This window comes from Neoakkermansia glycaniphila, from assembly GCF_900097105.1.
In the GTDB taxonomy this organism is placed as follows: Bacteria; Verrucomicrobiota; Verrucomicrobiia; order Verrucomicrobiales; family Akkermansiaceae; genus Akkermansia; species Akkermansia glycaniphila.
Genome location: NZ_LT629973.1, coordinates 2,874,779 through 2,889,058, shown reverse-complemented (window position 1 = coordinate 2,889,058; position 14,280 = coordinate 2,874,779). Strand labels below are relative to the sequence as shown.

At 44.4% G+C, this 14,280-nt stretch carries 14 protein-coding genes and 1 other RNA gene; 5 read left to right on the top strand and 10 right to left on the bottom strand.

The window, feature by feature from the left end; genetic code table 11:
• Positions 1-40 precede the first annotated feature (40 nt).
• Positions 41-437: RNase P RNA component class A (rnpB, locus tag PYTT_RS12080), an RNA gene on the bottom strand.
• A 216-nt stretch (positions 438-653) separates the two neighbouring features.
• Between rnpB and PYTT_RS12075 the strand changes: the two genes are divergently transcribed.
• Positions 654-1,970, top strand: coding sequence for a sialate O-acetylesterase (locus PYTT_RS12075; RefSeq protein WP_067777455.1), 1,317 nt, complete (start codon positions 654-656; stop codon positions 1,968-1,970).
• A gap of 204 nt (positions 1,971-2,174) precedes the next feature.
• Here PYTT_RS12075 and PYTT_RS12070 read toward each other — a convergent pair whose 3' ends face one another.
• From PYTT_RS12070 to PYTT_RS13510, 5 genes are all read right to left on the bottom strand, one after another.
• Positions 2,175-3,266 carry an ADP-ribosylglycohydrolase family protein gene (locus tag PYTT_RS12070; protein WP_083385522.1) on the bottom strand — a complete coding sequence of 364 codons (1,092 nt, stop codon included), beginning with the start codon at positions 3,264-3,266 and terminating at the stop codon, positions 2,175-2,177.
• 236 nt (positions 3,267-3,502) lie between these two features.
• Positions 3,503-3,946 (bottom strand): Cdc6/Cdc18 family protein, encoded by a 444-nt coding sequence (locus PYTT_RS13515; RefSeq protein WP_141675838.1) that lies wholly within the window; start codon positions 3,944-3,946, stop codon positions 3,503-3,505.
• 100 nt (positions 3,947-4,046) lie between these two features.
• Positions 4,047-4,274, bottom strand: a complete 228-nt coding sequence (locus PYTT_RS12065; protein ID WP_067776640.1) for a hypothetical protein — start codon at positions 4,272-4,274, stop codon at positions 4,047-4,049.
• Positions 4,275-4,821: 547 nt separating this feature from the next.
• Positions 4,822-7,179 (bottom strand): DEAD/DEAH box helicase, encoded by a 2,358-nt coding sequence (locus PYTT_RS12060; RefSeq protein ID WP_067776637.1) that lies wholly within the window; start codon positions 7,177-7,179, stop codon positions 4,822-4,824.
• Positions 7,167-7,874 (bottom strand): hypothetical protein, encoded by a 708-nt coding sequence (locus tag PYTT_RS13510; protein WP_141675837.1) that lies wholly within the window; start codon positions 7,872-7,874, stop codon positions 7,167-7,169. The genes PYTT_RS12060 and PYTT_RS13510 overlap by 13 nt, the downstream gene beginning before the upstream one ends.
• A 449-nt stretch (positions 7,875-8,323) precedes the next feature.
• On the opposite strand from PYTT_RS13510, the gene PYTT_RS12055 reads away from it, so the two are divergent.
• Both PYTT_RS12055 and PYTT_RS12050 read left to right on the top strand, forming a co-directional pair.
• Entirely contained in the window at positions 8,324-8,923 is a 600-nt protein-coding gene (locus PYTT_RS12055; RefSeq protein WP_067776634.1) for a type IV toxin-antitoxin system AbiEi family antitoxin domain-containing protein, read from the top strand.
• The gene (locus tag PYTT_RS12050; RefSeq protein ID WP_067776631.1) at positions 8,920-9,852 is read left to right on the top strand and encodes a nucleotidyl transferase AbiEii/AbiGii toxin family protein; all 933 of its coding nucleotides are present in this window, start codon (positions 8,920-8,922) and stop codon (positions 9,850-9,852) included. The genes PYTT_RS12055 and PYTT_RS12050 overlap by 4 nt, the downstream gene beginning before the upstream one ends.
• Before the next feature lie 82 nt (positions 9,853-9,934).
• Here the strand turns inward: PYTT_RS12050 and PYTT_RS12045 are convergent, their stop codons facing one another.
• A complete protein-coding gene (locus PYTT_RS12045) occupies positions 9,935-11,032 on the bottom strand; it encodes a hypothetical protein (RefSeq protein ID WP_067776628.1) in 1,098 nt (365 codons plus the stop codon).
• Positions 11,033-11,178: 146 nt separating this feature from the next.
• On the opposite strand from PYTT_RS12045, the gene PYTT_RS13910 reads away from it, so the two are divergent.
• Positions 11,179-11,451, top strand: a complete 273-nt coding sequence (locus PYTT_RS13910) for a helix-turn-helix domain-containing protein (protein WP_083076862.1) — start codon at positions 11,179-11,181, stop codon at positions 11,449-11,451.
• A 108-nt stretch (positions 11,452-11,559) separates the two neighbouring features.
• Here the strand turns inward: PYTT_RS13910 and PYTT_RS12040 are convergent, their stop codons facing one another.
• The 3 genes from PYTT_RS12040 to PYTT_RS12030 form a co-directional block, all read right to left on the bottom strand.
• Positions 11,560-12,702 (bottom strand): tyrosine-type recombinase/integrase, encoded by a 1,143-nt coding sequence (locus tag PYTT_RS12040; protein WP_067776622.1) that lies wholly within the window; start codon positions 12,700-12,702, stop codon positions 11,560-11,562.
• Between the two features lie 96 nt (positions 12,703-12,798).
• The gene (locus PYTT_RS12035; protein WP_067776619.1) at positions 12,799-13,167 is read right to left on the bottom strand and encodes a hypothetical protein; all 369 of its coding nucleotides are present in this window, start codon (positions 13,165-13,167) and stop codon (positions 12,799-12,801) included.
• A gap of 59 nt (positions 13,168-13,226) precedes the next feature.
• On the bottom strand, positions 13,227-13,529 hold the full coding sequence (locus PYTT_RS12030; RefSeq protein ID WP_141675836.1) for a hypothetical protein: 303 nt from the start codon (positions 13,527-13,529) through the stop codon (positions 13,227-13,229).
• A gap of 148 nt (positions 13,530-13,677) precedes the next feature.
• Here PYTT_RS12030 and PYTT_RS13800 point away from each other — a divergent pair, with 148 nt between their 5' ends.
• On the top strand, positions 13,678-14,274 hold the full coding sequence (locus tag PYTT_RS13800) for a TM2 domain-containing protein (protein WP_245741039.1): 597 nt from the start codon (positions 13,678-13,680) through the stop codon (positions 14,272-14,274).
• Positions 14,275-14,280 lie beyond the last annotated feature (6 nt).

Here is a 14,280-nt window from a genome sequence, read left to right as displayed (position 1 = left end):
TGCCCAAGGAAAACTGCGCCTCATTCATGGATGCAAAAAGAGTCGTTCGGACCCTGTAAGCCAGATTCTGTCCATCCCCTTGCAGGGACTGTGTGATCATTTTTCTCACGGAGCGAACTCCGTGCCGCGCCTTCTCAGGGGCGCGGTGCGACTAATACCCGGGGATCCGACGAGCAGGCAACCCTTCCCCTGTTTGTCTTGCATCGCGTGGGGTTTACCCTGCCTCCCTCGTTGCCTTGGGAGCGGTGAGCTCTTACCTCCCCGTTTCGCCCTTGCCTGTACTCCGAAGAGCCATCGGCGGTTTATTTTCTGTGGCACTTTCCGTCCGGCGGGCCTTGGGAACCCGCCGTCTCCCGCTTTCACGGGACACGCTGCCTTGCGATGTCCGGACTTTCCTCTACGAACGCAAGGCCCGCAGCGATCACCCGGATCCGAACGACGCCCACAGAGTACCTCACCAGCGCCCCGCTGTCCAGAGCAAAACCGAACCATCACCGCCGGAATCGCCATTTACCCGTCTTTTCTCAAGGCAAAACAACAGCCATCCTTCATGCAATCATCCGGTCCGGACAGGCAAATCGGCCCGGCTCATCAACTTTCGGATAGACATCCCATCTAGGAAAGCCTAAAATAAGTCAACTTATATTCGTTCCATGAACCTGACACATACCACCTTCCTCCGAACCGCCTATATTGCCGGCGTAATCACGGCCACAGCTCTCCCCGGCCATGCAGCCCCCTCCAAACCCCCACTCACCGACTGGAACTACCTGCCCTCGCACGGCCAATCCCTCTCCGTCGGATGGACGGCAAACCCGGTCATCACCACCGATAAAAACAACGAAAACCAACTCATGTTCAAAAGCGGTGTCCGTGCCTACGAAAACGGCAACGACCGCAGCGCCGTCGTACCCTTGGCCGAAGGCACCAACGGCCCCCGTGGAGAAACCCCGGTCTCGGGCGCGGCCTGCCGACTGATACAACTCGGCAAAAAACAGAACCCCTCCCTGGCGAAAACCCAATTCATCTGCTCGGCAACGGGAGTCGGAGGAGCCAGCATCGACGCCGTGGACAAAGGCACGGACGCATACAACCGCATCATCGCCGACTTGAAAGCAGGCAAAGAACTGGCCGACAAAGAGAAAAAAACATACTCCATGCCCGCCTTCATCTGGACGCAGGGCGAAACCGACCACCAGAACAAAAAAAGCAAGGAATGGTACAAAGAGAAAATGCGCCAGCTCATCGCGGACATCGACGCGGACGCCAAAGCCATCACCGGACAGAAAAACGACGTCCTTTGCTTCGGCTATCAGGTCGGTTCCCACCTCAACTATTACCAGTTCAACCCTTCTGACCATCCGCTCATAGCCCTTGCCCAGCTGGAAATGGCCTTGGACAAAGACAGCCGCTACATCATGACCACGCCCATGTACCAATTCGAATACAGCGACGGCGTACACCTCACCGCACCCATGTCCCGGCTCTACGGCGAATATGTCGGCTACGTCATGAAACGGGTCATGATCGACGGCGTAGACTGGAAACCCGTCCATCCTCTCCAGCACAGAATCAAAAAAACAGGCAACGAATGGACCGTCGATATCCAATTCTATGCCCCGGTTCCTCCCATGGTATTGGACACCAAAGCCGTCGACGACCCCGGAAACTATGGATTCACCCTCGTCACGCCGGAAGGAGAAAAACTCCCGATCAAATCGGTCAAAATCATGGGCAAAGACGTCGTCAGACTCGTCACGACCGCAGACCCGAGCAAAAGCAGCCTGCGCTATGGAATGACATTCAACGAACACCGTAAATCAGGCCCCAAAACAGGCCCTCGCGGTTGCCTCCGCGACTCTCAGGGAAACAAACTCAAAGCAAAAATTGCCGACAAGGAATACCGCATGGACAACTGGTGCCCCTTCTTCGACTACTCCCTCGCGGCCACACCGGACAACGGCAAATAAACCTTCCGCCACCCCACCTTCAACACCATACGGGATGCCTGACCGCAGGCATCCCGTTTTTTATCGTGGCAACAATACGCACACGCCATCATCACCCCGCCAAACACACGCAAACCGTCTACCGGAACCTGCTCCTCCGGCAAACGGCAACCTCAAACCACCGCCATCCTGCGCCAAACGCCCCTCTCCTGCTCGTTGCAATCTTCAGAAAGGCACAATCCGCCGAAAACAATGCACGAACACCACAACCAAAAACAAGGCATTTCGGAACGGAACGGCAAACCAGGGAAAACGGCGAGGCATCACCGCCTCGCCCGATGCGGCAGCCTGAGCCAAACCTCGGGCAAGCTCCTCCAGAAAAGCGATGGACACGGGGAAATCCTTGATACCCTTCACCCACTCATCCGGAACCTCCCCCCTCATACCGGCCAGCGCACCGTAAATCGCCCCCGTCGTATCCGTATCCCCGCCGAGATACAGAACCGCCCCCATCCCTCCCTTGAAATCCCCCTCATGATGCAACAGCGCATAAAGACACACCGGAACCGTATGATACATATACCCCGACACCCCCTTCCGCAACCCCAGCGAACAAGCGAACTCCTGCACGGAATCACCCTTCCCTCTACTCTCGCGCATCGCCTCCATCAGCCGCTGCCAATCGGCATCCTCACCGCCAACGGCAGCCCAATCCTCAAAGGACGGTAACGAAGCCCCCTCCCTGCCCATCGCGAAACGCGCCAAATGCGCCGCCGTCATCGCAACCGCCATCGCTCCGACCACTGCCTTCGGATCGCTATGCGTCATCCGCGTCGCCGCCCGCACATACTGGCCCAGCCTCTCTACATCATCAGCGAAGAAAATCCCGACCGCCGCCACCCGCATCGCCGGGCCATTGCCGGCGGAAAACACCCCGCTCCGCTCGGGCGACACCCCGAACCACAACCTCACAATCGACTTCAACGTCGCCATCCCGATCCCCGCAGGCAGACCCAACAACCACCACCGCAAACTGCCGGCAAACTCCTTTCGAAACGCCGCCACATCCCGGGGATGCTTCATCAACGCCCGTCCCAGCAAAACGGAATGCTCCGTATCATCGGAAACCATCCCATACTTGAACAGGAACCCCTGCTTCCACCGTCCCTTCCACCGTCCCTTCCACCGCCTCCGCACCGTACCCGCAGACAAATTCTCCGCCGGCAACCCCAAACTATCCCCCACCGCCGTCCCAACCAAACACCCCTGAAACAACCGGGACAGAACCTCCTGATCTGCATTCAACATTTCCATCATAAAACTTAATCTTTGAAAACTACTCTATCCACGCGACAATTAGCATCATCAATCAAAACATCCCACAATCCATTCAACACCAAAGCCATTATCCATTTATAAAATCTATTTTCTTGAATTCGGAATACTTTTACTCTACTCCGTGAAACGGAAGTGTTCTAATGAAGCAACCCTATAATAAATATATTTTTTGCTTATAACAAATGAATTACGCAATAAAATGATATATTCAAAAACTAAATTAATGAAAATATTTTTTCCGCATCTAATTCATTCAATTTCATTTGTTCTTCGATATTACCGTTAGCATGAACACTTTTATCGATTAATTTATATGTAGATGCAGATATTATTCGATTCATAGGATCTCTAGCTTTTCCCTTTAAATCAAGATTGTATGAACATATTAAAACACTCCTAAATTGTGCATTAAAAACATTCTGATATGTACGAAATTGATCAATTGCAGCATTCAAATAATCACACGAATCACCATGACTATAGAAAAATACATGTTGAGCTTTATATAGCAGATGCGCTTTAAAATCTACTTCGTGTTTACCTCCTTCATTTTGATGCTCAATAATTTTCCCACTCGATTCAAATATTTTTTGGAAAACTTTCCTGATCGTGGTCGTTTTTCCTGTTCCACTATTCCCTTGTAATACAATAATTTTCACTTATTTAGTATTCAACATTGATGTTTCATTCAATTGTGCGAACCATTACTAATCAATTAGATGGAATTTCCAACTCTTCACAAAAATTTCCCTATATATTTCAGTCTACGTGTTGGATTCTGACAATTCCTAAATCATCAAGATAAACAACTTGATTGAATTCCATTTGAAGAAGCTTGTCATCACGTTGCTTAAAACGATAAAAGGTCAATCCATTCATGGCAATAACCATATCATCCAGCCAGATTTCAAGTTCTTTTTTAAGGTCACCTACGGTTAAGCCTGAAATTCTAGTTCCTGCATCAATTCGATCATTCACATTACTCATATCAATTGTAATTGTATCATCTTTTCTCTCTTACTCAAATACAAAAGTTCGGAACCTAAACCAAACTTTCTTAATTCCTTTCATATAATATTATAAAATGATAAATCACGCATAATTAATACCAATCACTATCTCATCAACCAGACCTTCTTCATTGTATACGACAATGAAGTTTTATAAAAAAATGATAATTAATATATTGCAATTCAATATATGGAAATTTTCCGTTTTTAAACAGTTCGTATAACAAAAATATTATCTATGAAAACTAATGTATTATAAACAATTAATATAATCAATTTGTTTGAATGTGGTATACTTTTATCCTACTCCGTGAAACGGGATTATTCTGACCTGTTTTAGGATATCTGACGTGGCTCTTATCTATTAATATAGAATCGGATTGCATAGTGTACTCTTCGATTGGGATAATATATGAGGAGACCACCGGAAGAAGTATTCCTTGTATGGAAGATTATGAATGACAAAAGAGCAAGGGGATTGAGGACGGGTAAAAGAAAGGGCAGTTTGTCAATGACATACGATTTTACTTATATCTGGATATGAGTTCAAGTAAATACGCATCATCAATAGAGTCAATGTTTGAATTAAAAACTAATTGCTCTTCAGATACAGAATCTATACAATCAGAAATTTTCATAATATCTTCAAAGGTAAATCCATATCTTAATAACATTATTTCTTTTTGATCATTAGTTCCATATTTAAAATAATCAACCATTGATTTTGCTCTAACATCATCATGTTTATCATAATAATTTCTGAAAGCCACGATAAATTTATCCGCCAATGAAATTGAGATAACCTTATCTAAATAATCATATGTATCGAATACAACAACGTCATAATTAATATCTTCTATCTTCGATTGGGAATCATATAAGGGTATGTAAAAATTTATTTTATTCGGTAAGAAAGAAGCAGCTGGTGTAATAGGAGGTCTTAACTCAGCAACTAACTCATCAAATTCATGTTTATTAATTTCTCCATTTTTCAATTTTTTTTTCAATGAAGAAAATTCTTCTGATTTCGTTAGTAACTTGTATCGTAAAATAGCTATCTGTCTAAATGTTTTATTTTGTATTTTCCATAGCAATATCGTAATTGCTGTTGATAAGACACCACGTTCATATTTCAACAAATCGCGATTAAGATATATTTCGAATATTAATGCAAATGATTTTTTGATTAAATCACGTCTCACATCATCTAATTGTCTATACTCTTTTGCTGTTATTATTTTGTTATTTTGAAATAAAATATTCAATAAATCACCGATTGTTTTTTCTAAAATTTCAGATTGCAATCTACATACTTGTGACTCTGGCAATCCAAACTCGTCATTTATGTTATTATTTTTTATTGAATCTATAAATTCATATTCATCATCAGTTTTATCATCTATTTCTTCTTTATCAAGGCGAGAAACAGGATCTATCTTACTAGATGAATTAATATACTTAGAAAAATTTTTGACACATGTCTTATTAACGATTACAAATCCATAATCAAACAAATTCAGTTTACTTACCTGAGATCTTCCGGACCGCCCAATTAGATTTTTTAAATCTAGAGGAGTAGTTCCATTTTTAACATTACTAAATCTAAAATAGTCAATGACTACTGCATCAAATGGCAGATTGACCCCTTGCAGCAAGGTTGATGTGGCAAAACAAATCCTAGCAAATCCCGCGCTAATAAATTTTTCTATCAAAAACCGCACTCTGAGAGGTATGGACCCATGGTGTATAACTACACCATATTTTAATAATTCAATAAATTCAGAATAAATTTTAGAACTTCCTATATCATCTTGAACCTTATTTATTATTGATAAGGCTATTGCATTGTCTATTGGATGGCATATAGTTATATATTTCTTGAATTTGTATCTTATCTTTCTTTCGTATATTGATCTTTTGGACACATATATCAGTATACATTTATTTTGTCGTATAAGTGTTTCTATAATTTTCTCATTAAAAAGAAATTGATTCTTTCTGTAGTGGCAATCTTTCTCATACGGAGAAAAAGCATATAAACGATCTTTTTTGGAATCCAACGAAAGGAAAATTTTTCCAACTATATTTTGAGTGTATACCTGAGCAGAAGAATTTTCAGAATTAATGTGATGCTTAGAAAGTTGAGCCTGAGGATTATCTATGAATGGATGGGCAAAAACTTTTCTTGCATTTGGAAATTTTAAGAGAATTCGCCTAACCAAGGCATCAAATTTAATCCCTCTTTTTTCTTCTTCAGATATTTGAGCTTCGTCAAACAAAAATAAGGATATATCTAGATTATATATTCCTTTAAAAATATCAATAGCGCGCTCTGGAGTTAAAACAAATATCTTCCTTGATATATTTTTTGTATTAACATTATCTATGTGGTCTAATATTAAAATATTTTTCGAATTACGGAAAGCATTTCTTATATTCATCAGATATTCTGCTATAAGAGCACGGGAAGGCACTATAATGATAATATCTCTTTTTTCTTCTCTTAAAAGATCTCGGAATAGATGAGATTTTCCTGTACTTGTTGGTGCTGAAAACGAGAATATATTATTATTGTGTATTTCTAAATAAATAGATGCTTGCGATGGTGTGTAAAGATGATTTGTTTCTTTTTTGATAATTTCTCTAAATGAGGCATATACCAAAGAAATAACATCATGTGGCTGCTTGACCTTATAAAATACACCTAAAACATATAATATTCTTTGCTCATATTGTAGAAAAACATCTGGATAAGCGTGTTTTATATGAGCCAGAATTTCCAATAGAAAAGCATTAGCGGGACCATCTTTGTGCAATTGAATGATTATATCATTCAATGCTCGATGAGCTTCTCTTTCACTTCTTATTTCTATGGATGACATATTTTTATTCCTATTACAAAAATTTCGTTGCCCGCATGAATAATATCTCCAAATTCTGTTAAAGATGTGATTTTTTTGATAATTCCATCAAAAGTCTGTGTATTTTGTAGAGAAAACGCGGCACAATAACATTTGTCTCCTTTTAGAAAGTTATCAATAGATTCCTTACCTGCGATTATTTGTAAATGAGGTAAATCTCGATTTCCTTTTTCGTGATTGATAAAAGATACTATTTGTTCAATGGCGGCCTTATATGGATTTCTAACAGAACTATATTTTGCCTCACCAAAAGAAATGAGCTTCCGTGGCGTAATAGTGTGAAAATCAAATCCTGCATTTCCTGATTTTTTTTCTTTCCATAATTCGGACAGAGGGAGAACTTCATGTGATAAAAGTTTTTCAAGACTTGAACCCGCTGTCATAGAGATTAAATATTCTCCAAAATCCGTACTAATTGGATCTTCTGAAACGGAAAAGATCGCAACTAATTTATCAATTGTTTCAAAAGATGTTTCTGTATAAGATAATTTTCCGATTACATCTAATTTATCAATCCATGATGTGTTTTTTATAGATTCGATTAATTCTTTTGCATAGTTCGGAATATTATTAATTTCGACACATATAAAATGTACATTTTTATAATCAAATAAATTGATGAGATGTTTATTTATCTGATGACCAACTATTTTCATAAGAATGATATGAATCCATGAATAGTACTAACATATTCACAGAAATGTATAAAGTAGAAAATCTAATTTTCCCCAATATTTTCCCCATACCTCTATAAACAAAAAAACGCAATATACTCATTACGAATATATTGCGATAGAAAATTAATGGCGGACAGGGAGGGATTCGAAGCCACGGCCCATTGATTATAAGCGATTTGCAGTGAATTCAATAGACTAAAAAGGATACTTTGAGAATATAATTGTATAAGTTATTCATTACAAATGATAATAAACATCCCATGAATATCATTTTCTTCAACTTCTTCCCCCGAAATATCTTCAAGCATCTCGGGATTTATCTCTCCTGCCTTTATAGTTTTGATGGAGAGAAAATTTTCGAGTTGCTATTTTCGTTCAAATGTTCTAAAAGTACACACACCCTGCAAGAAAATGTGTACTTTTGATTCATGACTATCCCTACTCCAGTCAAGGAATTTTTCCGAAATAAAGGCGGCGTTGTCCGGCGTGGAGAACTCCTTCCTACACTGATGACCGCAAGAATGCTGCAGAAATATATGGAACGAGGGATTATTCAGAGATGGGGGCGCGGCATTTACCGCCTCAGCGATGAAAACCTGCATGGTGCCCCAGAAATGCTTATGGTGGCCAGAAAATATCCTATGGCGGTCATCTGCCTTGTGTCAGCGCTTTCATTCCATGACATGACGACACAAATTCCTCATGCGATTGATATTGCCATCCCTTACCAAAGGAATGTTCCCAGAGCTTCCTATCCGCTCGTACGTGCATTCCGGTTTCGTGATACCATTTATGAAGCAGGCATTGAAATTCATGATATGCAAGGAGTTCCCCTGAAAGTCTACAATAAGGAAAAAACTCTTGTGGATGTGTTCCGCTTCAGGAACAGGCTTGGAATGGATGTTTTTCTAGAAGCCCTCAAAATGTACACGAATAATCACCTCATCAATCTGCCTCTCATTCATGAATATGCCGCCCTTCGCGGAGTTACCCATACAATCATGCCTTATTTGGAAACACTCGTATGAGCAAGGAACACCCCGCCAACAAAGCCGCTTCGGTAAGAGACAAGCTTTACAACCTGTCACGGCAAAGCGAACGGAATTTTCAGGAAATTGTTCAGTATTATGCGATGGAGAGATTCCTGTATCGTTTGGGACAATCTGAATTTCAACATAGCTTCATCCTTAAAGGAGCGCTCATGCTACGCGTGTGGATGGTTCCTCAGGCACGGGCAACGATGGACATTGACTTGTTGGGCAAATTGGATAATAGTGCTTCTTCCATTGAAGAGTGCATTAAAATGATTCTGAACTTGTCGGTGCCGGATGACGGGCTTGTATTTGATCCAAAGTCGGTGTCTTCCATGGAAATTACCCAAGATGCGGATTACCGAGGACGCCGTATTCTGTTTCTTGGTTATATGGAACAAATGAGAATACGGATGAAAATTGACATAGGCTTTTCCGATATCGTGCTGCCGGCTCCCGTTCCCATTCATTTTCCTACGGCACTGGATATGGATGCCCCAATTTTGTTGGGATATACTCGGGAAAGCGCCATTGCTGAAAAATTCCACGCCATGGTTTTCCTGGGGCTTCAAAATTCCAGAATGAAGGATTTCTATGACATTTACGTTTTGTCCAACCATCATTCGTTTGAAGGAAATCTTTTATGCCAATCCCTTCAGGCTACTTTTAAAAGGCGCCATCTGAATATGCCATCCTCTTTAATAATAACGTCTTCTTCATTTCTGAAAATGAAGGAGGTGCAATGGGCTGCCTTCTTGAAGAAATTTTCTGATTCTCTACTCTCTGGGATTCCAGGCCATTTGGAAGAAATCGTTCAAAGAATTTCTTCTTTCCTGCTGCCGCCATGTCAAGCGTTGCTGTCCAAGGAGGCTTTCGAGAAAACCTGGAATCCGTTGATTGGCGGCTGGGATGAATCAACGCCATGAGCAAACACTTCTTGCGTCATTAACACAGCACACCCCCTCCCTGTGAAGGGTGGAATCTATTCTGACAGGCTGTATTGCTTCTTCACAGGACATCGACCGTGTACTCATATCCATCCTTATCCAGAATCTTCTTGAGAGATTCGATCAATTTCCCGTTTTCCTTGGGTATGTAGACGGCGTCATGCACATTGATGGCTTCAGGATGCGCTTTGCAGAAATCCCTCAAGATATCCTCGTACCGGAAGAGGTCATGCACGGAGGGCAGGTTTTCGATCGCTCCAAGAAATTTTTCACTCTCTTCCCCGAACCTTTCCTGCAGGAAGTTCCGGATGTGGTTGCGGCACCGGGTTCTTGTGCCTTTGCACACCTTTTCCGAGAACATGGAGAAAATCCAGCAGAGCATGGCCAGCTTCTCTTCATTCCTCTGTTTTCTGCTGTGGTCGCACAGAAGGGTGTCCCTGCCGATTGCATCCAGCATCAGGACGCAGCCGCCCCGGGATGCAAGCGCCTGGATGATGGAATTGGTGAAATCGATCTCCACCATGGTGACTCCGTAAATGCTGTTGAAGACATATGACCTCATGTCTGACGACATGCCGGTGAACATGTTGAATACCCCGGAATGGAGTTCGTTCTTACTTTTCTTGTTATAGAATTTTTTCCCGGCGATACTGGATACGAATGCGGTCATTTCCTTCTCCGGTTTCCTTTTCCTCTCCTGCTCGACCAGAAGACGGAAGACTTTAAAAGTGCAGTCCGCCTTGAATACCGTATTGCTCTTTTCACTGTGAAGTACGCACGGAGGGATGTCCATGGATTCCATTCCAAGGTGGAGCAACCCCCGTTCAACGTACGGTTCCACTTTCCTGTTCTGTGCGGAACTGAGGTTTCCATTGCCGATTCCGGAATTGAAGATGTCGCGGTACAAGGCTTTTTTCACGTTGACGAGGGATACCGTCAGGTAGACGGTGTGCCCGGGCTGGAAGTTCTCGGTCATTCCTAACATTTCGTCAATGATGCCGTTCATATTTTCTTCTTTCGTCAACCTCATATCCCGATGGACTATTCCGAATTTGTCCGCAAGATCGTTCTCATTGGCGATGCGGCAATGGGACATGATGGTCTTGACGATGCGGTTGAGAGGATATGAGGGAGGAGTTATAGTGATTATTTTTTCCATAACTCCTCATTTTTAATTATATCTTTGGTACAAAAATATTTTTTTATTATAGTAATGATATTTTTTATATTACTTTAATAATAAAATTGTAATTTATTTTTTATTGATATTTTCTTGATTGATGCATAAGATACTGATGCTTCCTCATGGCTTCTCACAGACAAAAAAATCTTCCTTCCGTGCAAAAAGATACCAGAAAAATTACCCCGGCCGGAAGGGAAACACTACGCAGGAAAGCGATCACCATGTACAAGCGTTCTTGCTCAGTTGCCATGATTTCTGCAAAACTAGGAATCAGGAAAGCAACCATATACAGATGGATAAAATTATATAAAACTCACGGATTTAAAATGTACAAGGAAGGCAAACGAGGCAGGCCTCTCCTGAATTACTACGTACCTGAAAGGCAGCAACGCTGACAAACAAGAATTTTTTACGGAACCAGTTCAAGCCTTTTTATCCTGTTCCATGGAAAAAATATTGCCATTTTCTACAAGGCAAGACGATGAGGCAGTATGGAAGGCAAGTCAGGCAAAAATGGAGTCCACGTATTCGGGAGTAAGTTTCCAGTAGAGTCCGGCATCCTTCTTGCGCGTCGGCCTGTAGTAGTGCTTCCGTATCATCTGGATGCTGTTGCCCATTTCATCGGCCACGTCCGACATGTTCCCGAAGCAGGTGACCTTGTAGGTGCAGTAGCTGTGCCGGAACCCGTTCTGCTTCGCTTCGACGTGTCCGGGGATTATCCTCCTGAAGGCGTCGTAAATGCGGTCCGCATGTATTTTGCACCGGCTGAAGTCGAAGACAAGCCCGTGTCTGCGTTCGCAGGCAAGAAGCCATTTCTTGGCGACGCTGGGAAGGTGGACGATACGCCGCCCCGTCTTGCCTCCCGCCAGGTAGAAGTCGCCGTCTTCGTCCGGATGGCTCAGATCAAGTTCCTCCCATGTAATGTAGGCGAATTCGGACAATCTGACTCCGCAGAACATGGCGATGGCCAGGGGGGCGAGCATGTTCTTCCGGTGCGTTTTCGTGTAATGGAGGATTTGCGCCGCTTCGTCGACCGTATAGGTGCCGGGTTCGGGGTGGACCGCCCGGGGGCATTTGATGCCGGACATGTCGATGTCGCACCACTTGAAGAAGGAGATGACGGCGGACCGGTAGTGCTGGCGGGTCTTTTCAGCCACGTCCAGCCCGAACAGCCATTGCTCGGCTTCCTCTTTCCGGATGGCGCTGACGATGCGGTTCCCGAAAGCTTCCTTGAAGAGCCTGACCCGGGCGAGGGTCATGCGGAGGTTTTCTCGGTTGGGGGATGTCAGGAGGCGGTGCTTCTTCCATTCGGCATGGAGACCCCTGACTGTGCGCCCCTGCCTGGGATGGGAGACGCATCCCATGTACCGCCGGATGAACTCCGCAAGAGAGATGGAAGGACTTGTCTTGTAGAATTTCTCCATCATGATCCTGTCTTCCGGTGAAACGGGCATTTCCTCGTTCAATCCCTTCCGGGAAAGCTCCTCTTCCAGCATGCGGCATTTTTCAAGTCCTTCCTTCCTGTCCCTGACCCGGCGCTTGTTGTTCTTCGTCGTTCCGTCCGGGTTGACGGTGTTCCAGTAGACGCGGTACCTTCCGTCGTTCTCCCGGACGAGCCTGCATAATTTGAATTTCCTGTTCTTCATGTGCAAAGGAATTTTAACGCGTTTCCTTGACTGCGTACGCGTTAAAATGCCAAAACAGGCAATTTATTTTCCTTTTAAAAAGATCGCAGGATGGAATCAGCCGACCAGCCCGGAGATGGCCCGGGCCAGCATGCTCCCAATGGAAGCACCTTCTTGAAGCGCCTTTTCCTCCAGCTTCCGGTAGACCTCCGGAGACACCTTGACTGTCAGGGACAAGGCGGCGTCCACCTCCACGCCGGGAACCATCCCCTGACCTGCCTCTCCCGGCGCGGCTGGCGCCCGGTCGATGATCCTCCGCACGAGCCGCTGCTTGAGAACGGGAACCGCCTTCTGCGACATCCAGTTGCGCACGGTGATTTCGGAGATGCCGCACTGCTCCGCAAGCCACTTGTAGCCAAGCCCATGGCTTTTCAACCACTGCTTGACTTCGCTCTTGAAAGCGGCTTGTTCCCCCTCCCGGCTCATGGCATGCAGTTTAACACAACTGTGCCGGAAGACAAGAACAAGTATCCATGTGAGATATTCTAACTCCCGGAGCGGACGAGGGATGCGACCGCATTTGCCACCAGTTCCTCGACGGAGCAGCCCGCATCCAACGCCTTCCGCGCCAGTTTTGCATAGTCGTCCATGGACAGCCCGAACCTGAACCCGTCTTCCTGATTCCCTTCGATGAACCTGATCCGTTCCTTGCGGGGGCTGGCAAGCGCCGCCAGGCAGCGGAGGAACCTTTTCGGAATATCTTTTTGAGACACCCATTCCCTGACGGTATCTTCAGGTATTCCGCAGGCGGAAGCAACGGCGGCATAGTTCAAATTATTCTTTTCCATCCATTTTTCGAAGAACTCAGTACTTGTGAAATCTTTTCCGGGTATTTGCATAAGGAAAACATACCATAAGTTCATGCCTTCGTAAATTACCTTTTTGAGATATTAATGTTTACAATAATATCTTATTGAGATATCGTAATTCTACCGGATGAAAGATGTTCCCACCTCGAACGGCGGACATGCCATCCGGTTCATACAACCATCAAAAGAAAACCAACAGATGAACCCGCAGGAAATAGACAGCCGTATCCATGAATTAAGCCTTGAAGCCGCTTCCTTGAGGACAACCGGGCATGAACTCACTCCCGCCGACGAAGCGAGGCTGAACGATATTCTGAACGAGATCGCCGCTCTGGAAATGCAGAAACGGAACCAGCAGAGACAGGGTGGCGGCATGCCGCACAACACTGCTCCTTCATTCCATTATCCGCAACCTCCGCAACCAGGATACCCCCAGCCGCATTCCGGCTACGGATACCCCGCTCCACCCCAGATGACGGGATATCCCTGCGTGCAGCAGCAGTTCATGACAGGGGGAGTTCCCCTCAAGTCCAAAACGACATGCTTGATTATGTGCATTTTGCTCGGAGGATTCGGAGCTCATAGATTTTATGTGGGAAAAGCAGGAACCGGAATTCTTTCCCTGTTAACTCTCGGATGCTTTGGCGTTTGGACGATTATTGATCTTATCCTCATTTGTACGGACAAATTCAAGGATGGATTTAACCGCCCTCTCGGTTCCTGAATACGT

What these genes read in the sequence shown, in the direction of transcription:
- PYTT_RS12075 (WP_067777455.1), top strand. Translation starts at nt 654, where the DNA reads ATGAACCTGACACATACCACCTTCCTCCGAACCGCCTATATTGCCGGC.
- PYTT_RS12070 (WP_083385522.1), bottom strand. Translation starts at nt 3,266, where the DNA reads ATGATGGAAATGTTGAATGCAGATCAGGAGGTTCTGTCCCGGTTGTTT.
- PYTT_RS12065 (WP_067776640.1), bottom strand. Translation starts at nt 4,274, where the DNA reads ATGAGTAATGTGAATGATCGAATTGATGCAGGAACTAGAATTTCAGGC.
- PYTT_RS12060 (WP_067776637.1), bottom strand. Translation starts at nt 7,179, where the DNA reads ATGTCATCCATAGAAATAAGAAGTGAAAGAGAAGCTCATCGAGCATTG.
- PYTT_RS13510 (WP_141675837.1), bottom strand. Translation starts at nt 7,874, where the DNA reads ATGAAAATAGTTGGTCATCAGATAAATAAACATCTCATCAATTTATTT.
- PYTT_RS12055 (WP_067776634.1), top strand. Translation starts at nt 8,324, where the DNA reads ATGACTATCCCTACTCCAGTCAAGGAATTTTTCCGAAATAAAGGCGGC.
- PYTT_RS12050 (WP_067776631.1), top strand. Translation starts at nt 8,920, where the DNA reads ATGAGCAAGGAACACCCCGCCAACAAAGCCGCTTCGGTAAGAGACAAG.
- PYTT_RS12045 (WP_067776628.1), bottom strand. Translation starts at nt 11,032, where the DNA reads ATGGAAAAAATAATCACTATAACTCCTCCCTCATATCCTCTCAACCGC.
- PYTT_RS13910 (WP_083076862.1), top strand. Translation starts at nt 11,179, where the DNA reads ATGGCTTCTCACAGACAAAAAAATCTTCCTTCCGTGCAAAAAGATACC.
- PYTT_RS12040 (WP_067776622.1), bottom strand. Translation starts at nt 12,702, where the DNA reads ATGAAGAACAGGAAATTCAAATTATGCAGGCTCGTCCGGGAGAACGAC.
- PYTT_RS12035 (WP_067776619.1), bottom strand. Translation starts at nt 13,167, where the DNA reads ATGAGCCGGGAGGGGGAACAAGCCGCTTTCAAGAGCGAAGTCAAGCAG.
- PYTT_RS12030 (WP_141675836.1), bottom strand. Translation starts at nt 13,529, where the DNA reads ATGGAAAAGAATAATTTGAACTATGCCGCCGTTGCTTCCGCCTGCGGA.
- PYTT_RS13800 (WP_245741039.1), top strand. Translation starts at nt 13,678, where the DNA reads ATGAAAGATGTTCCCACCTCGAACGGCGGACATGCCATCCGGTTCATA.